This is a genomic window from Parabacteroides sp. ASF519 (assembly GCF_000364265.2).
Taxonomy (GTDB): Bacteria; Bacteroidota; Bacteroidia; order Bacteroidales; family Tannerellaceae; genus Parabacteroides; species Parabacteroides goldsteinii.
In genome coordinates this window covers 3886719-3911561 of sequence record NZ_AQFV02000006.1, presented here as the reverse complement: position 1 = coordinate 3911561, position 24843 = coordinate 3886719, and the positions used below count along the sequence as shown (strand labels likewise).

Sequence of the window (24843 nt, the reverse complement as noted above, 5' to 3'; positions counted from 1 at the left end):
AATTATTAAATTTAAAAAGCCATTGCCTGGCTCACACCGGACAATGGCCACAAAAATATAATAAATCAGCGATAAAAAAATAGTCTGTTTACAGAATAACTTCGTTCACTAAAGGACGGTTTTGACGGAAATCCTCGATGTTCTGCAAGGTCGTTTCCGCAATATTATGCATTGCCTCCTTGGTAAAGAAGGCTTGATGAGAGGTGACAATCACATTATTGAAAGACAATAGACGCGCCAGCACATCGTCGTCAATAATTTTGTCGGATTTATCTTCATAGAAGTAATCTCCTTCCTCTTCATACACATCCAGTCCGGCTGCCGCAATCTTCTTTTCTTTCAATCCTTCAATCAGGGCATTCGTATGAATTAACTGCCCACGGCCGGTATTGATAATCATTACGCCGTCTTTCATCTTAGCGATTGAATCATCGTTAATGATATAACGGGTCTGCTCCGTCAGCGGGCAGTGAAGCGAGATAATGTCCGAACTTTTATATAATTCATCCAGCGTCGTATAAGTAATTCCTTCCTCTTCTGCGAATTTATAATCCGGATAAACATCGTAAGCAAGGATATGCATACCCAGTCCTTTCAATATCCGTATCAATATCTTGGCAATCTTTCCGGTACCGATAATACCGACAGTCTTGCCGTGCATGTCGAATCCCATCAAGCCGTTCAACGAGAAATTACCATCACGTGTCCGCCAATAAGCACGATGGATTTTCCTGTTTAACGAAAGCATCAGAGCCAACGAATATTCGGCTACGGCGTAAGGAGAATAAGCCGGCACACGGACAACCGGAAGTTTACCTTTAGCCGCTTCCAGGTCTACATTATTAAAACCGGCACAACGTAAAGCCAACAGTTTGACCCCGTTATCGGCCATCGCATCTATAACAGCCACATCGGCCGTATCATTCACAAAGATGCAGACAGCATCGGCACCCTGCGTCAGGACAACGTTATTCGGATTAAGGTGCCCCTTAAAGTACTTGATATCGTAATTATACTTTTCATTTACTTTATCGAAAGAAGCTATATCGTATGGTTTAGCTCCAAAAAATGCAATCTTGTATGACATATTATTTGTTTTTTATTAAAACAGATTAAACATATCGAATGTTGAGAAAAAGCATTATTTCTACTTTGCTAAAGAACCTTCGGCATTGATTTTGGGAGAATGTATCTTCCTTGCCAGCATAATCCCCAAACCGAAACATGTCCGGTATTGCTTTGACGGATTACAGTTAAAACCATATTATACTGAATTTTATAACGTAATTATAAATCGTCTCATCGACCGCGGACTGATAACTCCCGAAGAAGCGGAAGGAGTACGTCCCGAAGACCTGAAAATAACAGGGCCGGCTAAATATTACTTAGCCGGCCCGGATGAAAAGCCTCTATAGCCTTCTTAATGTCTTTATTTTCTTCGCGTTTCTTATTCTTCAGGTTGTTGCTTATTACACTCTTGCTTTTTTTGTTCGGCTTTACGCTCTCTTTTATTTTCCCGCCAAACAAAATACAGGCCAATGAGAACCATCCCTAACGCTGTGATATATACATATATATTCATAATTAATTCTCCTTTTCTTTATTATCCAAAGTCTATGATAACATTTGTCCCTTTATTCAGTTCCGAATCAATCGTAACTTTAGCCCCATAGGTCGTCAGTATACGCAATGACAAACTAAGCCCGATGCCATGTCCGGAAAACTCTCGGGTATTGGAGGCACGGTAGAAAGGCTGGTAGACACGCTCCAATTCTTCCACCGGGATGCCAATTCCCGTATCTTTTATTTCGAGGACCGACCCCATCAAACGCATCTCGACCGATTCTTCCCCTGAATATTTACAGGCATTATTCAGTATATTACTGATGGCTATCTTTAATAAATGAGGGTTTGCCGTCAGGCAGAAGGCAAAAGTATCTGTCGTGAACTTGATACGGTTACCGACAAACTGCATCAGGAAATCGGCCAGCATAATAGTCTCGGTCGCATTTTTAAGTATCTCTTTATCCCCGTGCGAGAGGAAGAGTAAATGCTTCATCAACTGTATGATACGCTTGTTTTCCGAAGCGATACGTTTCAATGCGGACTGGTATTCTGCCGGAGTACGTTCCTTTAGCAAACTAATCTCACACTCTCCCTGTATAGCAGTAAGCGGATTGTTCAGTTCATGCGAGGCATTACTGATAAACGCCTTCTCACTTTGATAAGCAGCATCGATACGGTCGACCATGCGGATTGCATAGAGCTTTCCGACAAAATAAATCAGTACCGCACTTATAACAATCAAAGCCAGCAGCAACCAACCGATACGCTGCTGGATATCTCCGCCATACTGGTTGTTGGAGATAACAAGGACAATAAAATTACCCTCGTTATCCGGATAATAAAGTGCTGCTCCCACCTTCTCCTTTTCATGGAAAGTGATTACCTCGCCCTTATATAACCGTTCAATCTCTTTTTCCGTCAGATAACGGACCAACGTTACATGCGTCTCCGCCACACTGTCCGCATTCAGTAATATCTCGGTGGCAACGGGTAAAGTCTCTTCATACCGTTTTTGTATCCGGGCATAACTTTCCTCGTCCACTTCATCCTTCTCCCAATGTTTTTCGGCTGTTGCATAGGCCTTTTCCGTCAGATAAGAATAATAGAGGCGGCTGATATAGTTTGTCGCAATAAAATAAAAGGCAACCGTGACAAGCGCAATGATACCCACCGTCATCGCCGTATAGAAGAAGGCTATCTTATTCCCTGTTTTCATGCTTCCATCATATAACCGATACCTACAACGGTACGAATCAGCTTATGGTCGAAGTCCTTGTCTATCTTACTGCGAAGGTAATTCACATAGACATCGACTACATTTGTATTAGTATCGAAATCTTTATCCCATACATGCTTCAAAAGGGTGAGGCGATTCAAGGCCGTACCCTGATTCAGTATGAAATATTCCAGCAAGCGGTATTCCTTGACCGTGAGGTCTATCGGCGTACCGTTACGAAACGCCCGGTGGCTGGTCGGGTCGAGACTCAGGTCGCCACAGCGCAAGGAAGCCGTGGCAGTCTCCGTTCCAATCCGCCGCAGAAGAGCTTTGATACGTGCTTCCAGTTCCTGAAAACTAAAAGGTTTGACCAGGTAATCGTCTGCACCGGCATCGAGACCGTTAACAATATCGTCTGTCGTACCCAACGCCGTCAACATAATCACAGGCGACTGGTATCCGTACAACTGGCGGTATTGGCGGCACAATTGCAACCCGTTCATCCGGGGCATGATTATATCCAGTATCAAAAACTGGAAGTTCTCTTTCTGCAACAACTCCCAACCCGCCATACCGTCATAAGCCACGCTTACTTCATGACCGAACTCCTGCAACCCCCTCTCTATGAAAGAGGCGATATTCACTTCATCTTCTACCAATAATATCTTAGCCATCTGATTTGCCATTTATGTCGTTCAGATTACAAATATACGATTTACAATCTACGCTGTAATAACTTTCCATCTTTATCATACAGCATCCGGCAGTAAAAGGCTTCCACCATAAGTGGGAAGACAAAGAGCGTGAAGAAAGTAGCCCCTATCAGTCCGCCGATGATGACGATGGCTAACGGGCGTTGGCTTTCCGAGCCGATACCGTGGCTGAGGGCGGCGGGCATCAGTCCGATAGCTGCCATCGAAGCCGTCATGAGCACGGAGCGGACACGGTCTTTCACACTTTGTTTTACAGCCAACGGCAAAGGTGTACGATTTTTCAAGTTACCTTTTATATCGGAAATCATGATAACCCCGTTCTGGATACAGATACCAAACAGCGCAATAAAACCGATACCTGCCGAAATCGAAAAGTTGAAGCGGGTAAGCAGGAGAGCGACAATCCCTCCCACAGCCGCATAGGGTACATTCAACAGCACTAATCCGGCATCGCGGGCATTGCCGAACAGCACGAACAGGATGACGAAGATGATGGCAATACTCACCGGAACCACCTGTGCCAGTCGTTTCGTAGCACGCTGCTGGTTCTCAAAATCCCCCGTCCATTTCAGGGTATAACCTTCCGGTAGCTTCACCTGCCGGTCGACTTTTTGCTGTGCTTCGGCTACTGCCGTACCCATATCGCGGCCACGGACGGAGAATTTAACGGCACAGAAACGGGCATGGTTATCGCGATAGATAATCAGCGGGCCGGTTATCGTATGGATGTCGGCTAACTCTTTGATGGGCACCATCGTCCCGTCGCGGGCCGGAACCAATATTTTTCCTATCTCGTCCTCGCTCCGGCGGAAGGCTGATTCGTAGCGCACCATGATATTAAATTTCCGTTCGTCTTCGTAAAGCAACGAGGCGCTCTTGCCCCCTATCGCCATCTCGATAATGGACTGCACATCTTCTTTTGCCACTCCGTAACGGGCCAGACGCGATTCGTCGAGTTCGATACGCAGTTCCGGTTGCCCGATATTGCGTATGACTCCCAGGTCTTCGATGCCTTCGACGGTTTCCAGGACTTTAAAGACTTCGACGGCTTTCTTTTCCGACTCGTACAAGTCTTTACCGAACACTTTCACTGCAATCGAACCTTTCACGCCACTGGCAGCTTCTTCCACATTATCGGTGATAGGTTGGGAGAAGTTGAAGTCTACGCCCGGATAGATAGCGAGGTCGTCCTCCATCTTCTCAATCAATCCCGCCTTAGTCAATTTGCTGGCCCACTCCTTTTCAGGATAAATGTCTACATGAAACTCGATATTGTAGAAGCCTGTCGCATCCGTTCCGTCGTTGGGACGGCCCGTTTGCGAAAGCACCTGCCGTACTTCGGGATACGACGCCAGTTCGCGGCGCATCCGGTTTGCCAGCTTAACGGACTCATCCAGGGAAATACTCTGCGGCAAGGTGGCACGGATATAAATAGAACCTTCGTTCAGCTGCGGAAGAAACTCAGTCCCCAGCAAAGTAAAACACCACAAACCAACGGCAGCCACCAGCGAAGCGATACCGATAGTTGTCTTCTTATGTGCATGGCAACGGTCAAATATAGAAACAGATACCCGGTTTATCCACGCCAGAAACGGATTATGCCTTTCACGCACATTCCTTTTCAACAGCATCGAAGAAAGCACCGGGACTAATGTCAACGTAAATATCAAAGCCCCCAGCAAGGCAAACCCGAGCGTATATGCCAGCGGACTGAACATCTTCCCTTCCACCTTCTGAAAAGCGAATATCGGAACCAGTGCCGTAATAATGATTAGCTTGGAGAAGAACACCGCCTTCGCCCTGTCTTTGGCCGTCTGGCGAATCAGTCCCATCTTGCTCATCACATTGAAGGCAGGCATTCCCACCTCACGCGCCTTCCGGTCGAGAGCCACAAACAACCCTTCCACCATCACGACCGCCCCGTCGATAATGATACCGAAGTCGATCGCCCCCATCGAAAGCAGGTTTGCACTCATTCCCATCGCCCGGAGACAGATAAAGGCGAAGAGCAGCGCCAACGGGATAATAATGGATACAATCACCGTTGTACGCCAGTCTGCCATAAAAATCAACACAATGAAAGTTACCAGCAAAATACCTTCGGCCAGGTTATGCGTCACTGTCCGTACCGCCAGGTCCACCAGGTCCTCACGGTCGTAGAACGACACAATCCGCACATCTTCCGGCAACGCATTTTCCTGTATGTCCGCTATCTTTTCTTTCAGGGCGGCAATCACTTCGCCCGGATTCTCTCCTTTCCGCATGACGACAATCCCCTGCACGACATCGTCTTCTTCCATGCGTCCCACCTGTCCCAACCGGGGCAAACTCGATTCGTGGACGTTTGCCAGATGTTTCACCAGGATAGGTGTGCCGTTGATGTTCTTGACTACGATATTCTCAATCTCCTTCGTATCGTTAATCAGTCCGATGCCGCGTACCACATAAGCCTGCGAACTTTTGGTTATCACATCGCCCCCTACATTAATATTACTCTTTGCAATCGCGTCGAACAGTTCCAGAGATGTCACGTTATAATTGATTAGCTGATTCGGGTTAACACTCACTTCAAACGTCTTCACCTCGCCACCGAAGCTGACGATATCCGCCACTCCCGGTACTGCCCGCAGCTTACGCTCGATTACCCAGTCCTGAAACGTCTTCAGTTCGCGCACTGTCCGTTTATCACTCCGCAGCGTATAACGGAAAATCTCCCCCGTCGGTCCGTACTGAGGCTGTACCTCCGGCGTGACACCCTCCGGCAGATCGGCATCGTTCAACAGGTTATATACTTGCTGGCGGGCATAGAAGTCATCCGCGTCATCGTCGAACATCACATTGATGACCGAGAGGCCAAACAGCGTCGTGCTGCGGATATCTGTCTTCTTCTGCACCGGATTCATCGCTATTTCGATGGGGATAGTGATAAACTTCTCTATCTCTTCCGCACTGCGTCCCGGCCATTGGGTAATGATTGTCACCTTCGTATTCGTCACATCGGGAAAGGCATCGACAGGCGTATGGATAAAGCTCACTGCTCCCGCTATCACGGCTATGGCGGTACAGAAAAAGATAAAGAATTTATTCTTCAGCGAGAAAGCTATTATGTTATCTATAAATGTATGCATCGTTCCTCGTTTACTTTAAAGCGTTATAAACCAAAAGAGCATTCCGGTCGATAATCCGGTCGCCCTCTTTCAGCCCGGTTTCCAGGAAACAGTACTTATCGGTCTGTTTGAATACCGTCACTTCACGAGTCTGCAACACATTGTCGCTGCCTATCCCCACAACAAAATGACGACCGTTCTCAAATATGACGGCACGGGCCTCCACACGGGGCATCACCTTCCCGTTCGCATCAGTCTGCACATAGACATTGGTGAACATGCCAGGTTTCAGCAGGTAATCTTCATTCTTCAACTTAACCCGTATGCTCATTGTTTTGCTCTCGCTATCCAGCATATTATAGACCTTGTCAACCGTTCCGGTAAACTCCCTGTCCCGGTAAGCCAGTGTCGTTATGCGGACTGCCGCTCCTTCGCCAACCCTGCTGATATCGCTCTCGTAAACATCGGCCATCACCCAGACGTTATCCAATCCCGAAATCGTGAACAACTCCTCCGTCTGGTCTGAACGTATCTGCATATTGCGGCTTACATTCTTCCCGATAACGAAACCGGAGACAGGCGATTGTATCTCGTAAGTAGAATTACCCGTAATATGGTAGATGGCATACACTTCGTCAATCCGCTTCTGTTCGGCCCGGGCATTTACCGCTTCCTGTTCCGCCTGAAGGACATCACGTTCGGAAGCCATTCCGCTGTTGAACATATCCCGTGTAGCTTCCAAATTGCGGTCGGCAAGTATAATCTGCTGCCCCGCCTCCTTGCGCTGCTTCTCGTAATCAGCCACTTCGCTGCTATGGATAACGGCGAGTATATCTCCTTTCTTTACATAGTCGCCCATCTCGACATTCACCTCCGTGATATTTCCTCCGAAGATGGGATAGACACGCGCCAGTTGTTCCGGATTGAAACCGACACGCCCATTCAACAGCAACTCATTGCTCAGGGGCATCTCATGCACAGTCTCGACCGAAACCACTTTCTGCAAACTGTCGGTCAACATCAAAGGTGCCGGCGCTTCCTCCTGCCCGCCTGTTTTCCTACCGCACCCTATCAGTAACGGCAACAACAGCATCCATACAATACAATTCTTTTTCATTCTATTTCTCATATCCTTATATTCAATATTCATTAGTCATTAATAGCTGAACACGTCGCTGCCCGTCACAGTATTGACTTCCTCCATGGCGAGGAACACATCTTTCTCCGTCTGGTAAAGTTGCAGGCAGGTTTCTTTATACGCCTGGTAATAGTCGATAAACTCCAGCAGGCTGATATTACGCTTTTGGTAGTTGCTGTTTACCCCCTCGATGATAGTCCCGAAGTCGCGTTCCAGTTCAAAGTTGGAAGAACGATACAGTTTGACCGCCTTCTCCAGTCGTGCATAACTGGTGAAAAGCTCCGTTTCCGCCTGCCGGCGGGCAAGTTCTTCCCGATTCGTGTTTTGCAGTACGGCAAGGCGGGCAGATTTGATATTCCCCTGATTGCGGTTGAAGACAGGAACCGAGATGCTCAGTCCTACGGCAAAGTAATTATCACAGAAGTTACCCGCCCTGTCATAAGACCCTTTCAGGCTTACTTCGGGAAAGGCCAGCGACTTTTGTAAGCTCACATTGGCACGTGACACCTGTATATTCGTCCGCGCCATCTTCATATCCGGTCGCCCGGCAAGCCGCTCCGACAGTTCCGCAAAAGGGACTGCCCCGGTATCCATCTGTTTCAGTACCGACGCATCGAAGACCGGCTCAAACGTCTCGTCTGCCTCCAACCCCAGCAGCAACCGCATATCCCCTTGCAAGGCGATAAGCCGGTTCAACGCATCATTCCTCTCCTGTTGCAGAGAAAGCAAAAGTGCCTGTATCCTCGACTTTTCGAGCAGGGAGATATTTCCTTTCTCATTCTGCTCCTTCATCGCTTCCAGCAGTCGTTCCAGGTAATCTATCTCCTTGTCATAGACCGAGAGTGATTTCCGGGTATAATAAATCTCAATGAATTTGCTGTTCAACTCGCTACGCAACGTGCGCAACACCTCTTCAAACTGGTAGACCGCCATCTCCTTATTTAGCTTCTCTACCCGCACCCGCTTGTTGCGTTGTCCTGCAATATAGATTAGCTGTTCAATCTCTATCACAGCTTCGCCTTCCTTCCCGACGTCGAAATACTTCCCGTTCAGACGGTTGTAGACATTCTGTTCCAGCGAAATGACCGGGTTTTCAAACAACCTGGCCTGGATAACTCCAGCCTCGGCAATGTCGATATTATAACGCTCCGCAATCAGTTCGAGATTGCAGGTGGCAAAGCGCTGCCCAGCTTCCTGTAAAGTAAGTTTGACGGATTGGCCTTCTGCCCTGGTGACATAGCAGAATACCGGTAAGACAAGTAATAAAAGAATGAATCGTTTACCCATGTGCATCTCTTTTTTTTGAGCGCAAAGGTATAGGGCGGGGCGTTTTACGTCCCTACGTATCCGATTAGAATCCTCTTAGTTGAAATTAAAATTTGATTAGAACCGCTTCAATCATTTATTATCATGCGGTATGGAGGTTTAGGCATCATATCCTCCGTGGTAAGTGTCGGAGGAAATTTAGGATAGATAAGTTCCAGCCAGCGCAAATCTATAGGGCCGGGGACTTCTTCCACCCGTACACGGGCAAGCCCTTTCTTCTTGAACCCGAGCAGTTTTGCTGCGCCCGAGGATACGTCGATAATCCGCCCCTTACGGTGTGGACCGCGGTCGGTGACGCAGACTATCACGCTTTTCATATTCTCAAGGTTGGTGACACGCAGATAAGTACCGAAAGGATGAGTGCGGTGGGCGGCAACCATCTCGTCTTTGTCATGGATACGGCCGCTCGATGATTTCCGACCGTGAAAACGTTCGTGGTAATAAGAAGCAAGCCCCTCCTCCTGTCCCCATACGCCCCCTGTGCTTTGCAAAGCAATCAGCAGAAGAACGATATGGAACAAGCGGAAGGGCATGTGCATTATATAACTAATTTGTATTATTGAAGCAACTCTCCGTTATACTCGCCGGTCAACGTACCGAGGAACGCCACAATCTTCGCCGTTTCGGCATCCGAGATACGTTTTCCAATCTGGAACTCATGCATCACCTGGATAGCATCCTCTATTGTGGTTATCGAACCGTCGTGCATATAAGGTGTTGTTAGCATTACATTACGCAGCGTAGGTGTCTTGAATTTATGACGGTCAGCCTCGTTCTTGGTTACTGCCCAGCGTCCGTTGTCACCATCCGTCAAGCCAGTGCCGCGGTAATCGAAATAATTATCCTTGATACCCATATATTCATACGACTGTCCGCCCAAGTTCATACCGACATGGCAAGTCGCGCACTTATTGTCTTTAAACAACTGGTAACCTTCCAGTTCCTCGGCTGTAAGGGCATTCTTGTCTCCTTGCAGGTATTTGTCGAAACGGCTCGGTGTAAGCAACGTCTTTTCAAACTCAGCGATAGCCTCCGTTACCGTCGACTGCGTAAATCCTTCAGGGAATACTTCAAGGAAGCGTTTGCTCAACTCCTTGTCTTCAGCCAGCTTGGCACAGATTTCGTCGAATGAAGCGCTACCCATTTCCACCGGGTTCAAAGGAGGTCCGGCAGCCTGCTCTTTCAGGTCGGCAGCGCGTCCGTCCCAGAACTGCACGAAGTTGAGTGCCGCATTATAAACGGTCGGTGCATTCACTCCGCCGAACTGGCTATGGATACCTTCCGAGAACTGCTTGCGGTCTACTCCGGCCGTATTCAATCCGTGACAAGTGGCACACGAAACCGTGTTATCACCCGACAGGCGTGTGTCGTGATACAAATCAAATCCTAAAGCAACCTTAGCCGAATCGGTCGGGATAGCAGCCATCAACGGTTGAACCGGTTCATTGGCAAACTCTTCTGCTACGGTAGGCGATACATAATTGTTCTTACGGACATCTTTCGCCCAAGCGATAATGACCGCTTTTTCGTCGTCATTCAGGCTGGTTCCCCAGTGCACTGTGTAATATTTGGCTGGGGGCATCGAACCGCTCAGGGCAGTGTTCTCCACTTTCGCCAAATCGACTTCCGACACAGGCTGTCCGTTATCCAGTGCTGTTAACATCGCTGTAAGGTCCAGATAATGTGTACCTTCTTTCATATCAGCCTGCACAACCGGACCGATAACCGGCAACTTTCCATAAAAAGGAACATTTGCGGTAGCCGAGTGACATTCCATACATCCGTTGTTACGGATAATCGAAGCTACCTGTTTTGCCTTGTCGCCCTCATGTTTCTTGTACTCATTGGATGAGCACGAAGGCATTGTCAAAGCCAACGTAAGCAGTCCGGCAGGAAGTACCGCCATCTTACTAAAACTAGTGTTACGCATAATTATTGGTTGTTTGAGATTTGTTTCCTGCAAAAGTAGATATATTTATTAAGATATCTTCACAAGATTGATAAGTTTTATTTATGGCGAGATAGGCTGTGTCTATATTACTTTGTCTGCAATGATTCTCCCATTGGTACAATACTGATAAATTTCGTCCCAAACGATAATTGTGCAAAACAGTTTCTTCTCCTCTCCTGTTTTTTATATAGCTTTGCAACACTATGTATAACAATTAAAGCAAAAAGAAAATGTTTAAGAACAAAGCTTTGTGGATCACAATTGCCATTATCGTGGTACTTTTATTTGCCGGTTACTCCTGGGTAAAAGGTACTTACAACACAATGGTTACACAAGATGAAGGAGTAAAAACTGCCTGGAGCCAGGTGGAGAACCAATACCAGCGCCGTATGGACCTTATTCCTAACCTGGTAAATACAGTCAAGGGATATGCAACGCATGAAAAGGAGACCCTGGAAGGTGTGGTAAGCGCCCGCGCCGAGGCGACCAAAACAACCATCGACCCATCCAACCTGAACGAAGAGTCGATGAAGAAATTCCAGGCTGCGCAAGGGGAACTGAGCAGTGCCCTCTCCCGCCTGATGCTCGTTATCGAACGTTATCCGGACCTAAAAGCCAATCAGAACTTCTCCGAATTGCAGGCACAGCTGGAAGGCACAGAAAACCGTATCTCGGTAGAACGCAAGCGTTTCAACGAAACGGCGCAGTCTTATAATACCTATATCCGCAGTTTCCCGACCAATATCCTGGCCGGTATGTTCGGTTTCCAGCCGAAAGCCTATTTCAGTGCGGAGAGCGGTGCGGAGAAAGCTCCGAAAGTTGAATTCTAATCCGATAAGTTCAGGTAAAGGATGAGAAATCTGAATAGAATACTAACGGGTAAACGTCTGCCGGCTCTATGGCTGGCAGTCTTGCTGCTCGTATCCCTTTTCCCGTTACAGCTTTCTGCGGCAAAAGATTATACAGTCGAAACGATACCTAACGTACGCCTTTCCGACCGGAATAATCACGTGAGCAACCCCGACAGAATCATACAGCCTCAGGATGTCGACCGCATCAACCGCCTGTTGCAGATTGTAGAAGACAGCCTGGGAATAGAAGTTGCCGTCGTTGCCGTTGAAAGTATCGGCGATAACGATGCCCGCATGTTTGCCACCGACCTGTTCCAACACTGGGGATTGGGAAAAAAGGACAAAGACAACGGACTCCTGATACAGCTTGTTACCGAACCTACACAACGCTCCGTCGTTTTCGAGACAGGTTACGGCATAGAAGGAGTGCTCCCGGATGCAATCTGCTATCGTCTGCAACAGAGATATATGATTCCGGACCTGAAAGCGGGTGAGTATAGTACCGGTATGCTGAAAGGCGTAGCCGCCGTAAAGCAATACCTGATGGCAAGCGATTATGAGCGTGCCGCCATGACGGGAGGAAACACTAGCAGGCAGTCGGAAGACGATAATCTTTTCCTGTGGTTATTCATGATTATGATGATTGTATTTCCTGCCGGAATCTTTATTCTTGTCTCTTTCCTCAAATACCGTCCCCGTATCTGCCCCCGTTGCGGACAAAAGACGTTGGTATATGTCGGCCAGCAAGTTATACAGCGGGCTACTTACCAGTCGGAAGGACTGGCAGAAGATACGTATCGTTGCAAGAATTGCGGTTATACCGAAAAGAAAAATCGGAACATCAGCCGGCTAAGACGTAGTACAGGCCCTATCATTATTGGTGGTGGCGGACGAGGCGGAGGCTTCGGAGGTGGTTTCGGTGGCTTTGGCGGTGGTGGTGGCGGTTCCTGGGGCGGAGGACGCTCGGGAGGCGGCGGTTCCATCAGCCGTTTCTAAACACCAGGTCCCTAACTATTAAGGCATAGGTCTGGACAAACTAATATAAAGGTCAGGACTCACTAATACCAGGGTGTACAGGATAATCGATTACGGTGTACACCTTGCTTAACTATCCTGTACAGCCTACTAGAGTAAGGTGTACAGGGTAATCTTACGTTGTTACTACTTTTCAATTAGTTTCTATGCTTCTTTGAGATAAAAAATAAAGGGAAACGAGCTAGTTGTTAACTACTCATTTCCCTTTTATATAAGTAAATATTTCTCTCTACACAAAAGTTTCCGGATTTTATCTGCCATCTGTCATATTCACTCGTATACAACTGTCTATAAATCACTTACAGCATTGCAAATAAAAGTTCTATTTGCAATATCGTCTGTCATCTGTCATCCGGTAAAGGCTTATTCCTACAACTACTTCTGCCTTGCCATCTGTTGATAATAAAGCGCTCATGCATACAAGTGAACCTGCAAAGACTTTTGAACGAAAAAACTCTTATTCTTCGCGGATATAGTATTCCGACAGGATATCCCGTACCTTTTCCGGTGTAATTCTTCCGTAGACTTTACCTCCTATCGTCACTACGGGAGCCAGTCCGCAGGCCCCGACACAACGCAGGCAGTCCAGAGAAAACAAACCGTCGGAGGTGGTCTCTCCTATCTTGATTTCCAGTTGACGCTGAAATTCGTCCAGTACTTTCTCGGCTCCCCGCACATAACAGGCGGTTCCCAGACAGACGGAAATCGGGTATTTCCCTTTTGGAGTCATGGTAAAGAACGAATAAAAGGTGACTACACCATACACTCGGGATACAGGAATATGCAATTCGGCCGCTACCATTTCCTGCACTTCACGGGGAAGGTAACCGAAGATTTCCTGTGCTGCGTGCAGGATATTGATTAGCTCGCCGGGGTCGTTGTCATGCTCTTTGCAGATGGCATGCAGTTCGTTTACTTTCGGTTGGGGCAAATGTATCTTTTCCATGGCTTATTCGTCTTTATCAGTTTCCAAAAACATATTGACTACTTCTTTGCGGTCGAAGTAATGAGTATGCAGTAATTCATGCGCCTTTGGTCCGCAGGGTTCGCCCAGATATTCTTTATATAACTGCTGAATATACGGATTCTCATGGCTTTTGCGGAGCGGTTTGCTTTCGTCTTCGCTGTAAAGGGCGGCGGCACGTTTACGCAAAACATCCATCCTTCCCTGATGGAACGGTTGGCCGCCACCTCCGATGCAACCACCGGGGCAGGCCATTATCTCGATAACATGATAAGGAGACTTTCCGCTTTTTACTTCTTCAACCAGTTTACGGGCATTACCGAGACCGTGGGCGATACCTATCTTCACGGGAACGCCGTCAAAGTTAATCGTTCCGCTACGGATACCTTCCAGTCCGCGCAATTCCTTAAACTCGATTCGTTCGAGCGGCTTCTTCGTATATAGTTCATAAGCCGTACGGCAGGCGGCTTCTATAACTCCTCCGGTAGTTCCAAAGATAACTCCGGCACCGGTCGATTCGCCGAGAGGATGGTCGAAGTCGCTGTCGGGAAGTTCGTTGAAGTTTATATTGGCATAACGAATCAGACGGGCCAGTTCACGGGTATAGATGGAGATATCTACATCCGGATTCCCTTCTACGGCAAACTCCGGACGGCTGGCTTCATATTTCTTTGCCAGGCAAGGCATGATGGAGACAACAACTATATCTTTACGGTCTACTCCCAGCTTTTCTGCAAAATAACTTTTGGCTATGGCTCCGAACATCTGTTGCGGACTTTTGGCTGTAGACAGATGTTCGCGCAACTCCGGGAAGTGCTGCTCGACAAAGCTGACCCAACCGGGACAGCAACTGGTCATCATCGGTATTTTTACTTCTTCATCCCCTGAAAGATATTTGCTGAGACGCTGAAGAAGTTCCGTTCCCTCTTCCATTATGGTCAGGTCGGCTGCAAAGTCAGTATCAAAGACATAGTCAAAACCTAGCTGGCGAAGAGCCGATACCATCTTCCCGGTAACCAGTGTGCCCGGCTCACAGCCGAAGTCACGTCCGAGGGCGGTGCGTACAGCCGGAGCAGTCTGGGCTATCACAATCTTAGCCGGATTAGCCAATGCATCCAATACTGGCTGCTGAGTATTACGGCCACTCAGGGCATTTACCGGACAGACGGAAACACATTGTCCGCAATAAGAACAGGTACTTCCGGCGATATCACGCTCAAAGGCTGTAGAGACGGCTGCGTTGAAACCACGGTTGACGGCCGTCAAGGCTCCTACTGTCTGAATATTGTTACACATCGTTTCGCAACGGCGGCACATGATACATTTATTCATGTTACGGACGATGGAAGGAGAACGGTCTATCTCAAAGGTGGATTGTTCTCCCTGATACCGTATTTCACGGATACCCAGGTCGTGGGCTATTGTTTGCAGTTCGCAATATCCGTTGCTGCTACAGGTAAGGCAACCGGCCGGATGGTTGGACAGAATCAGTTCCATCACTGTCTTCCGGGCATTCATTACCCGGGGAGTATGGGTCCTTACAACCATTCCTTCCGTACATTCCATCTTACAGGACGGGGCCAGGTTACGGCGGCCTTCAATTTCCACTACACAGATACGGCAGGCGCCGGGATTGTTCTCGTAATGCAAATCTTCGAGTTTCATATGACAAAGTGTCGGGATACGGATTCCCATGCTCTTTGCTGCGTCGAGGATGGTAGTACCTTTCGGGACTTCCACTTCTCTGTTATCTATTGTTAGTTTTATGTTTTCCATATCTTTTCTGTCAACTGTCAATTATTCACTGTCAACTATTTAATGTACGTAAATAGCGTCGAACTTACATTTCTCTATACATGATCCGCAACGGATACAAACATCCGAGTCGATAGTATGGGGAACCTTCCGGCTGCCGGTAATGGCATGTACCGGACAGATTCGGGCACACATCGTACAGCCTTTGCATTTCTCCGGATTGATAAAGTACTGGGTAAGTTCGCGGCACTGGTGGGAAGGACAACGTTGTTCATCGACATGTGCCAGGTATTCGTCATAGAAGTTATCCATGGTAGAAAGGACAGGGTTCGGAGAGGTCTGTCCCAGTCCGCAGAGAGCGGTATCCTTTATAACCATGGCCAGGTTACGCAGCTTATCGAGGTCTTCGATAGTTCCTCTGCCCGATGTAATCTTTTGGAGTATCTCATGCAGCCGTTTGTTTCCAATCCGGCAAGGGGCGCATTTGCCGCAGGATTCTTCGACGGTGAAATCCAGATAGAACTTAGCCATCGCCACCATACAATCGTCTTCATCCATCACAATCATACCGCCCGACCCCATCATGGAACCGGCCGCTATCAGGTTGTCGTAGTCGATTGGCAAGTCCAGATGCTTTTCTGTAAGACATCCGCCGGAAGGGCCTCCGGTCTGTACGGCTTTAAATTTCTTTCCGTCTTTTATTCCCCCGCCGATACCGAATATCACCTCACGAAGCGTCGTTCCCATCGGGACTTCAATCAGACCGACGTTGTTTACTTTTCCCGCTAGGGCAAAGACCTTGGTTCCTTTACTCTTCTCCGTTCCTATACTGCTGAACCATCCGGCTCCTTTCAGCAGGATAACGGGGATATTGGCGTAGGTCTCCACATTATTTACATTAGTCGGACAACCTTTATATCCATGTTCACTGGGGAATGGCGGTTTAACTGTAGCTTCACCGCGTAACCCTTCCATACTATGTATCAGGGCTGTTTCTTCTCCGCAAACAAAAGCACCGGCACCATAACGTATCTGGATATCGAAAGAGAAGTCTGTACCAAATATGTTTTCTCCTAAGAAGCCATATTCCTTTGCTTGTTGTATCGCTATCTTTAAACGTTCTACGGCCAGCGGATATTCGGCCCGGATATAGACAAGTCCTTTACTGGCACCGGTACAGTATCCGTTGATAGCCATCGCTTCCACAATGGAATGCGGGTCGCCTTCCAGGATAGAACGGTCCATGAACGCTCCCGGGTCGCCTTCATCGGCGTTGCAGACTACATATTTCTGCGGAGCCTGCACCTTGCGGGTAATCTGCCATTTGAGTCCGGTAGGGAAACCGCCGCCGCCTCGGCCCCGCAATCCGCTATCCAGAATCTCTTTAATCACTTCATCGGGCGTCATCTCGGTCAGGGCTTTTCCTAAAGCTATATAACCGTCGCGGGCAATGTATTCGTCTATGTTTTCGGGATTGATAAAACCACAGTTACGCAAGGCTATACGCAATTGTTTTTTATAGAAGTTGATGTGTTTGGAGTCGAGTATCTGTTCGTTCGTTTCGGGGTTTACATAAAGCAGCCGCTCTACTTTACGTCCTTTTATCAGATGTTCGTTTACAATATCGTTTGCATCTTCGGGAGTAACCTCCACATAAAATGTATTATCCGGAATCAGTTTCACTACCGGACCTTTCTCGCAAAAGCCGAAACAACCGGTACGGATTACCTGCACACTCTCCTGCAATCCGTTCTCCCTGACAGCCTCTTTCAGATTTTGAAGTATGAGTTCGCTTTGTGATGCACGGCAGCCTGTACCGCCACACACCAGAATATAGTTGCTATATTGTGCCATTATGTAAGTATTTGTATTGGTTTGTTATTCAGGTCCGACCGCGTTATAGTTGACCGGTATGATGTCATCCAGCAAAATTCCCTGTTTGATGTAACAGGTTATAATCTCGTCAACTTTGGCTTTGTTGACACGACCAAATACGATCGGTTCTTTGCCGGGAACAGTAATCTCCACTGTCGGTTCTGCATAGCAATAGCCCATACACCCGGTTTGAGTGACCAGGGCATCTACACGTTCCCGGTCGAGAGCTTCAATAAAATAACTCATAACTTCTTTGGCTCCGGCTGCGATACCGCAGGTTGCCATGGCAACCTTTATCTGAACCATCTGCTCGGGATTGTTACTTTTCTCACGTAAGTCGAGGGAAGCGCGTAAAGATTCGCGCATCTTCCGAAGGTCATCTAACGTTTTTACTTTGTTCATCATCGTACACATTTAAGGCATTATTACCACATGGGTATGACGCAAACATACGTATTTCTGTTTAAATTACGACTGTGTTTTATCCTAAAAATAAAAAAGATTTACTTGTCTTCCACCGCTCGGGTTTGAAGGACTTTGGAGTTTGGCGGCACACTGTGGGTTAGCCAAATGTTACCGCCTATCACTGAACCTTTTCCAATCGTAATACGTCCCAGGATAGATGCATTGGAGTAAATAGTCACATAATCTTCAATGATCGGATGGCGGGGAACGTCGATAGGTAATCCTTCTTCATCCAGTGTAAAGTTTTTGGCTCCCAAAGTAACTCCCTGGTACAAACGGACGTGATTACCTATAATGGCTGTTTGTCCCACCACGATACCGGTACCGTGGTCTATACTGAAATATTCTCCAATCTGCGCCCCCGGATGAATATCGATACCAGTCTCGGAATGGGCCATCTCCGTGATAATACGGGGCAACACAGGGACGCCCAACTTTAATAATTCATGAGCAACCCGTTGATGAAGAATAGCATGTACAGCCGGATAACAGAAGATTATTTCGCTAAGGCTCTTTGCTGCCGGGTCACCATCCAGAATAGCTTTGACATCTGTTGAAAGCAGATATTTAATATGAGGTATCTTATTTATAAAGTCTATCGCAATCCGGGATGCCCGGTCCTTTGAATCGCAGCAACGGTCTACTTCAAAGCACAAACCATTATATATCTGTTCGTGGAGCAAATCATAAATTTGTTCCAGATATACCCCTGTATAATATTGAATAGAATCAACCTGTGCCTCCTGCTCGGAACCGAAGAACCCCGGAAAGATAACTTTCCGAAGCAACAACATAACTTCCCGAAGCGAAAGAACTGAAGGTGATGGCTTCTGATGCAGCGGAATATATTTATACTCCGGCAGATCGGAAGCCGACAAACGTTCTACGTTTTTTTGTATCTGGTTTAAGATGTCAGTCCTGTTCATGTCGATTCTATTTTTGCGGTACATCCCATAAAGGATCGTACGTTTTCAAATAAGAAGAATAATAATTGATTAAGAAGATGTATATGGTATCATTCAACAAGAATATCCTATAATCGACAGGCGTATTAGTCAACTTTTTAGGGAAGCTGGACATTTTGGACCAGTCCTTCGTTGTCAAATTAAAACGCCAAATAACACCACCATTGTCTATATAGTATAAGCAATCTTTGAACAAAACACCTGAACAAACATTTTTCATCTCAGGCGGAGTCTCTGCTAACCGAGTCCAGTTACTCCAATTACCAGAAGTATTAATCCACAATCCCCGTTCATCCGGACCATCTTCCGGTTTATTGCCGAGTCCGACGAATACACTATCACCAGAAGTAATAGAAACGCCAGCCTTTATAGGAACCGGGAAATTTCCACAACCGGCCCATTCCTGATTGATCATATCATACCGATATATGGTATCCCGCACAGCCAGATTGCTTTCACCAAGACTTTCTCCTCCGATTAAGATGATTGAATCTTTATAAACAAAACTTGTCGGAAAGATACATTCCATCTTCTTATCACTTTCCAATGAAGCAAACTGAGTCCAAGTATTACTACTATAAGTATACAATTCAGTATACCACCTGGCACTTGTAATACCAGCTACAGCGTAAACATTATCATCCTGTGTACAGACTGAAACACCATACGCACTCTCTTTATAAGAAGCCAAAGCGGCCCATTTATTTTCACTCGGACTATAACCGTAAAGATCTTTAACATACCCGGTACCAGAAGATCCTCCCAAAACATATATCTGATTATTCGCACAGAATGTAGCAAACTCAACACGTCCGGTTCCTGGGAAAGTAGCCAGATCATTTCCAAATATTGAAGGAGTAGTAAACTTGACCTCATTACTTGGGGTATCACCTGATTCGTTGGTTGCATATGCCCTGAGATAATAATTCTTACCTCCCTTTATTCCTTCAATAGAAATATTAAATTTCTTATCTTCATCAAGATCAGCAGTGGTAAACTCTTTTTTCCCTTCATAATTTTTCGGACCAGGGGCAGAGGTAGAAGAATAATAAATAGCTAATTTAGTCACAGGTGTTTTCCCTTCACTTTGCAATTCTCCACCAATAGTAACAACTCCTGTATCTATAACATAAGTTGAAGGGTCATTGAGAAATATAGTCGGGAGATCTCTCTTCGTTACAACTCTGATCGTATCATTACTGTATCGTGTTCCGAAAGCATTTGTTGCATAAGCAATAACATAGTAATTTGTTGCCGCTTTCAAGTTCTCTATCCGAGCTTCAAAGAAGTTATCATCCCCCAAGGAAAGGGCTTGAACTGTACTATCTTCCTCAATATTCGGTCTTCCTGGCGTTTTAATATCTGTTCCCCAGCAGAAACCGAACTCTTTAACAGCAGAATCACCTTCACTAATCAGTTGTGCTCTTAAATCTACATAATCATATGCAGCTTCTCCCTTGATACTAATACTGCCTAATTTAGGAAGGCCGTCTTTTGTTGTAAATTTTACTTTACCATCAGAACTGAATGTTCCAAATTTATTCTTCACATAGGCTTCTACAAAATACTCCGTATTGGGTTCCAATCCTTTAATAGTATATACTAAAACACTATCATCCCGAAGTTCTACACCTCTCTCCTTATTGAATGTCGTGTCTTTTTCCGCATTAAACAAACGAAAACCATAGTCTTCATAATCGCCTTCTCCTTTCTCCGCAATAATACCTTTTACATCTACCGAAGTAGCATCAACAGATTCATCATCAATAACCGATGTCTTAACCCTACCGGTACCGGGATTTGTATTGACTTTAATCGTATCTCCATAGCTGGTGCCAACTCCATTAATCGCATAAGGACATATCATGTAAGTTTCACCATCCGTCAGTTGACTTATCGTTAAGCTATATGTTCCTTTACCCTCTTTTTCTTCATCAGTAACTTTTCGGGTGCTGGAACTTTTTTCTTCCCAATACTGAAATCCGCGTTCAGTAACCGGAGAGCCATTTTCCTTCTTTATGGTAGCTTTAGCAAGAATCGTTGTCGCCGTCTTTGTAATGTCATCTCCACTAAACTTTTCAAACTCTGGTTTCAATGCATTTTGCAATCCGGTATTCATCTCCGGATCTTCCAAACAACCAAATAATAGTAAAGACAATATAGTTATTATAAAGTATAATTGTTTCATAAGCCTATCAATTAAAAGAATACACCAACACCTGCATTCAAATCTACATATTTAAAGTTCAAAGTATTACATCCGGCACTAACAAACACAGAACCGAATTTTACCATAAAGTCCAAGTCTACAACAACTCCTTCGTGAGAGTAATCTGTATTTTTAGCCCAGTCGTTTTTCTGTATACTAACATCATCCCAACTGGTCGTTTGATATTCACATAACAATTCCCGTTTACCATATCCCAAACCGACAGAAGTATATAGCCAGGGAGTACATTTAACGACAAGACCGGCAGAGGCAGCTAAACTGTTCACTTTCTTTTCGTTTGTAAATCTCAAGGATGTATTATCCGGATAACTTACAAATTCATCCGTTCCCCGGCATTCATAGGTGTAGTTATCAAATGACATATTGGTTTTAAAACGAGCGTACCAACCGAACCTTTCCCCGACACCTCCAACGGTTAACCCATAAGGAGCTTCAATTGAAAAAGCATAACCGACAAAGAACTTCATGGGTTCTCTCGGCTTTTTTTCTTTTTGGGGTATATAAGAGATCAGCTCCATCGGCCGGCGAAGTTCTTCCAAACGATTACTCCAACTTCTGGCACGTTCCTCATTAGCCTGCGTCCCGATGCCTTCCGTATAATAATGGATCAATTGCGATATTGCTGTTGTATCGCTCTCTATTGTCGCTTTGTCTCTCAGGCAATCAAAACATCGACTCATCAGACTACGCATGGAAGAACGCATCTTTTTATTGTTTTTCCATATAGTTGTCAATTGATCAATGCTATACGAATCACATTGTATGACACCCTCTTCATACCACATTGTCGCCATCCTGTAATCCTGACGCCTCATTGCCTCGTCGCCTTTTCTGTTATATTCAGTTTGTTGCTGTGCCATCATATATCCCGGCAACACTGCAACAAATAAGATAAATATCCAAAGTCTTTTCATAAATACAATTAATAATAATCCGGTAAACGTTCACTAATCATTATACCTTCTGCATTATAAATATCGAACAGATCATCCTCTCTAAGAAACGCCCTATACCCTTGCTGGGTTTGATAGGCAGCCAAATACTTACATTTGATACGTTCTCTCGCATTGGCATCGATAGCTCCAAACTTTTGTGTCTCCTTTTTCTGAACGATCATGAGTTCCCCAAAAGGCTTCACTTCATCATACAGTGCTTTTCTGCCAGCCAAAAGTATCTCTTCTTCTTTGACTTTACGTTTTTCAATCAGACTAATCAATTCATCTGTCATCTTGATCTTGGCAGCCTTACTGAAATCAGTACCGGCATCGGCAATCTCCTCTGTTGCTTTTATAAAATCAGCCGCATTACTGGATGCATCCGATGCTGCCATTTTATTTTTACCGGAAGCGATCAATGCTTCAAACTCTGCATTCATCTCTGCTTCAGTAGGAACTGATGGTGCTGTTACCGGCTGCTTTATATCGTTAACGACAGGTTCGACTTTCTGCTTTACAGGATCGGTCTGTTTCGGAGTCGTTTCCGGTTTAACAATCTTCTTTTCCTGTGAGTCCGGTCGAACGCCGGTGCTCTCTTTCTTCGATTCAGATTCAGATTCAGTTTCAGGTTCTGCTTCAACAACTCCCGATGTATTGTTTTCGTCAATAACAACAGGAACAGTCGAATCTGATACAGGATTATTATTCCCTTCCGGAACAGAATTCAAAACTTCAGCAACAGGAGGAACAGCTTTACTGCGCTGTACCAAAAGAGCCACCGCTGAACCTATACTTGCAAATATAATAATTAGTAAAGAGATTAACGTTACTTTTCTTTTTTTCTTTTTAGGTACTGCCGGTATATCGACGTTATTCAGTACAGTCTCATCCCCTTCATCCTTTCCGGATTGTGGCAAACGGGTCGTAAACAGAATCGTTGTCTCATCTTCTTCGAAATATTCGGGGGAAGAAATATCTTTCTTTATCTCCTCTTCTTCAACTTCCGGAAAATCCAATGCAGCCAGCATTTCCGACATTGACTGGAAACGGTCAGCCGGAACAATCTCCATCGCTTTGATAATAGCCGCTTCCGTTTTTGCAGAAATGGAGGGATTCAAATCCCGGGGGGAAGGCAACGGACGTGCTGCACGAAGAATGGATTCTGTAGGAATCTTCCCCGTCAGCAGATTATACATGGTTGCTCCCAACGAATAAATATCCGGGCAAGGGGAAAAACTTTGTGTACCTTCATTATCATACTGTTCAATAGATGCAAACCCTTTCGATAAAGTTAACATCGTGGTACTCGTTTCCTGCTGCTCGATATCATACCGTTTACTCACACCAAAATCAATCAGACGCGCTTTCCCAGCCTGATCAATCAATATATTGCTAGGTTTGATATCCAGATGAAGAATATTCTTCTCATGGACAAACTGAAGGGCCTCTCCTATCTGATGCATATATCTGAGAACTCTCGCTTCAGGCATTATGCCCTCCTTATCCATCTTATATTTCAGACTATTACCTGAAATATACTCCATAGCAATATAGGCCGTGTCATTTTCTTCAAACACTTCCAATACATTCACAATATGGGGATGATGAACATCAGACAGGATTTTAGCTTCTTTGATCAGTTTCTCTTTAAACTTCTCAAAAAGAGCCCTGCCCGTTTCAGAATGAACCTTGACAGCGAAAGAGTCAGGATCTCTGTAACAGTAATCTTTAAAAAAATATTCTTTTACACATATAGGAACTTCCGTTTTGATCGTTCCTAGCGGTCCCTTAACTTCTGTATACCAAACGCCTTTGTAAGTTATACCAAAGCCGCCCTGACCAACTACATGAGTAAGTCGATACTTTCCGTTTTGAAGAGGATATCCGTTTGGCAAATTCATAACTTTCTCGCGCTATTCTTTTTAATCTGCCAAAATTACGTTATTTATATAAAAGAATAAAGGAAAGAGAGAATATTTTGTTTTATTCCGATAGATTCACCTACATTTTGAACTGGTAAAATGTAAAAAGAAAAGTTATCTCTGGTCTTTCCGCAACAGGCAGCCATAATACCGTCTTTGATGTCTTCCGGATTGTTATAAGTAGAGAAAATAGAAGAAAGATCTTCGTTTTTAAGTCTTTCCAACACACCGTCGGTACACATAAAGAAATAATCGCCCGCTTGTATATCCTTTAAAAGGACTACATCGGCTTCTGTCGGATGCTCCGATCCCTGTATGGCACGAATTATTACGTTTTTTTGCGGGTGGGTCAATGCTTCTTCTTTGCTTATTTTCCCCAGTTTGACAAGCGAATTAACCAGCGAATGGTCTTCTGTCTGATAAATAATTTCTCCCTGGCGGAACTGGTAAATACGGCTATCCCCAATATGTGCCAGTGTTATTCCCGAAGCTCCGACTGAAACCATCGTTAATGTGGTAGCCATACCCTTTGCTTCCGGATGATTTTTCACATAATCGTCAAAGCGTACCTCCGTGTAACCGACAGCTTTATTAACAAACTCTTCGGTAGGTTCATCCTCTAAGAAGGTGGAAAAGAATGTCTGAAAAGATTCACACGCTAATGAGCTTGCAATCTCTCCTTTTTCTGAGCCACCGACACCATCGCAGACCAGAAATAATTTCTGATTGGAGTTTACCCTTTCCGGTAAGGGGTAAATAGAATCCTCGTTGTTTTGTCTACCGCCTTTTTCACAAACGGCCCAAGGCTTGCCAATCGTTATATTCATAG

At 45.6% G+C, this 24843-nt stretch carries 21 protein-coding genes; 3 read left to right on the top strand and 18 right to left on the bottom strand.

Annotated elements, in window-relative coordinates; genetic code table 11:
• Positions 1-88: 88 nt before the first annotated feature.
• Positions 89-1087 (bottom strand): 2-hydroxyacid dehydrogenase, encoded by a 999-nt coding sequence (locus C825_RS15380; protein ID WP_010803115.1) that lies wholly within the window; start codon positions 1085-1087, stop codon positions 89-91.
• An 85-nt stretch (positions 1088-1172) separates the two neighbouring features.
• On the opposite strand from C825_RS15380, the gene C825_RS15375 reads away from it, so the two are divergent.
• Positions 1173-1415 carry a hypothetical protein gene (locus C825_RS15375; RefSeq protein WP_010803114.1) on the top strand — a complete coding sequence of 81 codons (243 nt, stop codon included), beginning with the start codon at positions 1173-1175 and terminating at the stop codon, positions 1413-1415.
• Positions 1416-1447: 32 nt separating this feature from the next.
• On the opposite strand, the gene C825_RS27640 is transcribed toward C825_RS15375, so the two are convergent.
• The 8 genes from C825_RS27640 to C825_RS15340 form a co-directional block, all read right to left on the bottom strand.
• Entirely contained in the window at positions 1448-1582 is a 135-nt protein-coding gene (locus C825_RS27640; RefSeq protein WP_010803113.1) for a hypothetical protein, read from the bottom strand.
• 21 nt (positions 1583-1603) lie between these two features.
• Complete coding sequence (locus C825_RS15370; RefSeq protein WP_010803112.1) at positions 1604-2782, bottom strand: sensor histidine kinase; 1179 nt, start codon at positions 2780-2782, stop codon at positions 1604-1606.
• A complete protein-coding gene (locus tag C825_RS15365; protein WP_007656744.1) occupies positions 2779-3456 on the bottom strand; it encodes a response regulator transcription factor in 678 nt (225 codons plus the stop codon). The genes C825_RS15370 and C825_RS15365 overlap by 4 nt, the downstream gene beginning before the upstream one ends.
• A 41-nt stretch (positions 3457-3497) precedes the next feature.
• Positions 3498-6623: an efflux RND transporter permease subunit gene (locus tag C825_RS15360; RefSeq protein WP_010803111.1), complete on the bottom strand. Its 3126-nt coding sequence runs from the start codon at positions 6621-6623 to the stop codon at positions 3498-3500.
• A 10-nt stretch (positions 6624-6633) separates the two neighbouring features.
• The gene (locus tag C825_RS15355; RefSeq protein ID WP_044214442.1) at positions 6634-7719 is read right to left on the bottom strand and encodes an efflux RND transporter periplasmic adaptor subunit; all 1086 of its coding nucleotides are present in this window, start codon (positions 7717-7719) and stop codon (positions 6634-6636) included.
• Between the two features lie 39 nt (positions 7720-7758).
• Positions 7759-9027, bottom strand: a complete 1269-nt coding sequence (locus C825_RS15350) for a TolC family protein (protein ID WP_010803109.1) — start codon at positions 9025-9027, stop codon at positions 7759-7761.
• 107 nt (positions 9028-9134) lie between these two features.
• Positions 9135-9599, bottom strand: coding sequence for a septal ring lytic transglycosylase RlpA family protein (locus tag C825_RS15345; protein ID WP_010803108.1), 465 nt, complete (start codon positions 9597-9599; stop codon positions 9135-9137).
• A 23-nt stretch (positions 9600-9622) separates the two neighbouring features.
• The gene (locus tag C825_RS15340; RefSeq protein WP_044214440.1) at positions 9623-10996 is read right to left on the bottom strand and encodes a cytochrome c peroxidase; all 1374 of its coding nucleotides are present in this window, start codon (positions 10994-10996) and stop codon (positions 9623-9625) included.
• 251 nt (positions 10997-11247) lie between these two features.
• Here C825_RS15340 and C825_RS15335 point away from each other — a divergent pair, with 251 nt between their 5' ends.
• On the top strand, positions 11248-11847 hold the full coding sequence (locus C825_RS15335) for a LemA family protein (protein ID WP_010803106.1): 600 nt from the start codon (positions 11248-11250) through the stop codon (positions 11845-11847).
• A gap of 21 nt (positions 11848-11868) precedes the next feature.
• Positions 11869-12864 (top strand): TPM domain-containing protein, encoded by a 996-nt coding sequence (locus C825_RS15330; protein ID WP_010803105.1) that lies wholly within the window; start codon positions 11869-11871, stop codon positions 12862-12864.
• Between the two features lie 496 nt (positions 12865-13360).
• Here the strand turns inward: C825_RS15330 and C825_RS15325 are convergent, their stop codons facing one another.
• The 9 genes from C825_RS15325 to C825_RS15285 form a co-directional block, all read right to left on the bottom strand.
• The gene (locus C825_RS15325) at positions 13361-13849 is read right to left on the bottom strand and encodes an NADH-quinone oxidoreductase subunit NuoE family protein (protein ID WP_010803104.1); all 489 of its coding nucleotides are present in this window, start codon (positions 13847-13849) and stop codon (positions 13361-13363) included.
• Positions 13850-13852: 3 nt separating this feature from the next.
• Complete coding sequence (locus C825_RS15320) at positions 13853-15643, bottom strand: NADH-dependent [FeFe] hydrogenase, group A6 (RefSeq protein WP_010803103.1); 1791 nt, start codon at positions 15641-15643, stop codon at positions 13853-13855.
• Positions 15644-15682: 39 nt separating this feature from the next.
• Positions 15683-17476, bottom strand: a complete 1794-nt coding sequence (locus tag C825_RS15315; protein ID WP_010803102.1) for an NADH-ubiquinone oxidoreductase-F iron-sulfur binding region domain-containing protein — start codon at positions 17474-17476, stop codon at positions 15683-15685.
• A gap of 24 nt (positions 17477-17500) precedes the next feature.
• Positions 17501-17899: a (2Fe-2S) ferredoxin domain-containing protein gene (locus C825_RS15310; protein WP_007656771.1), complete on the bottom strand. Its 399-nt coding sequence runs from the start codon at positions 17897-17899 to the stop codon at positions 17501-17503.
• 101 nt (positions 17900-18000) lie between these two features.
• Positions 18001-18888: a serine O-acetyltransferase gene (locus C825_RS15305; RefSeq protein WP_010803101.1), complete on the bottom strand. Its 888-nt coding sequence runs from the start codon at positions 18886-18888 to the stop codon at positions 18001-18003.
• Between the two features lie 7 nt (positions 18889-18895).
• Entirely contained in the window at positions 18896-21115 is a 2220-nt protein-coding gene (locus tag C825_RS15300; protein WP_010803100.1) for a Kelch repeat-containing protein, read from the bottom strand.
• Between the two features lie 11 nt (positions 21116-21126).
• Positions 21127-22071, bottom strand: a complete 945-nt coding sequence (locus tag C825_RS15295) for a hypothetical protein (protein WP_010803099.1) — start codon at positions 22069-22071, stop codon at positions 21127-21129.
• 8 nt (positions 22072-22079) lie between these two features.
• On the bottom strand, positions 22080-23993 hold the full coding sequence (locus tag C825_RS15290) for a serine/threonine protein kinase (protein WP_010803098.1): 1914 nt from the start codon (positions 23991-23993) through the stop codon (positions 22080-22082).
• 44 nt (positions 23994-24037) lie between these two features.
• Positions 24038-24841 (bottom strand): PP2C family protein-serine/threonine phosphatase, encoded by an 804-nt coding sequence (locus C825_RS15285; protein ID WP_007656780.1) that lies wholly within the window; start codon positions 24839-24841, stop codon positions 24038-24040.
• Positions 24842-24843: the final 2 nt, after the last annotated feature.

Excerpts from the sequence above, each read along its gene's own strand:
- C825_RS15335 (WP_010803106.1), top strand. The coding sequence starts at position 11,248 with ATGTTTAAGAACAAAGCTTTGTGGATCACAATTGCCATTATCGTGGTA.
- C825_RS15360 (WP_010803111.1), bottom strand. The coding sequence starts at position 6,623 with ATGCATACATTTATAGATAACATAATAGCTTTCTCGCTGAAGAATAAA.
- C825_RS15305 (WP_010803101.1), bottom strand. The coding sequence starts at position 18,888 with ATGAACAGGACTGACATCTTAAACCAGATACAAAAAAACGTAGAACGT.
- C825_RS15345 (WP_010803108.1), bottom strand. The coding sequence starts at position 9,599 with ATGCCCTTCCGCTTGTTCCATATCGTTCTTCTGCTGATTGCTTTGCAA.
- C825_RS15315 (WP_010803102.1), bottom strand. The coding sequence starts at position 17,476 with ATGGCACAATATAGCAACTATATTCTGGTGTGTGGCGGTACAGGCTGC.
- C825_RS15370 (WP_010803112.1), bottom strand. The coding sequence starts at position 2,782 with ATGAAAACAGGGAATAAGATAGCCTTCTTCTATACGGCGATGACGGTG.
- C825_RS15380 (WP_010803115.1), bottom strand. The coding sequence starts at position 1,087 with ATGTCATACAAGATTGCATTTTTTGGAGCTAAACCATACGATATAGCT.
- C825_RS15290 (WP_010803098.1), bottom strand. The coding sequence starts at position 23,993 with ATGAATTTGCCAAACGGATATCCTCTTCAAAACGGAAAGTATCGACTT.
- C825_RS15325 (WP_010803104.1), bottom strand. The coding sequence starts at position 13,849 with ATGGAAAAGATACATTTGCCCCAACCGAAAGTAAACGAACTGCATGCC.
- C825_RS15350 (WP_010803109.1), bottom strand. The coding sequence starts at position 9,027 with ATGGGTAAACGATTCATTCTTTTATTACTTGTCTTACCGGTATTCTGC.
- C825_RS15340 (WP_044214440.1), bottom strand. The coding sequence starts at position 10,996 with ATGCGTAACACTAGTTTTAGTAAGATGGCGGTACTTCCTGCCGGACTG.
- C825_RS15285 (WP_007656780.1), bottom strand. The coding sequence starts at position 24,841 with ATGAATATAACGATTGGCAAGCCTTGGGCCGTTTGTGAAAAAGGCGGT.
- C825_RS15355 (WP_044214442.1), bottom strand. The coding sequence starts at position 7,719 with ATGAAAAAGAATTGTATTGTATGGATGCTGTTGTTGCCGTTACTGATA.
- C825_RS15365 (WP_007656744.1), bottom strand. The coding sequence starts at position 3,456 with ATGGCTAAGATATTATTGGTAGAAGATGAAGTGAATATCGCCTCTTTC.
- C825_RS15300 (WP_010803100.1), bottom strand. The coding sequence starts at position 21,115 with ATGAAACAATTATACTTTATAATAACTATATTGTCTTTACTATTATTT.
- C825_RS15295 (WP_010803099.1), bottom strand. The coding sequence starts at position 22,071 with ATGAAAAGACTTTGGATATTTATCTTATTTGTTGCAGTGTTGCCGGGA.
- C825_RS15320 (WP_010803103.1), bottom strand. The coding sequence starts at position 15,643 with ATGGAAAACATAAAACTAACAATAGATAACAGAGAAGTGGAAGTCCCG.
- C825_RS15310 (WP_007656771.1), bottom strand. The coding sequence starts at position 17,899 with ATGAACAAAGTAAAAACGTTAGATGACCTTCGGAAGATGCGCGAATCT.
- C825_RS27640 (WP_010803113.1), bottom strand. The coding sequence starts at position 1,582 with ATGAATATATATGTATATATCACAGCGTTAGGGATGGTTCTCATTGGC.
- C825_RS15330 (WP_010803105.1), top strand. The coding sequence starts at position 11,869 with ATGAGAAATCTGAATAGAATACTAACGGGTAAACGTCTGCCGGCTCTA.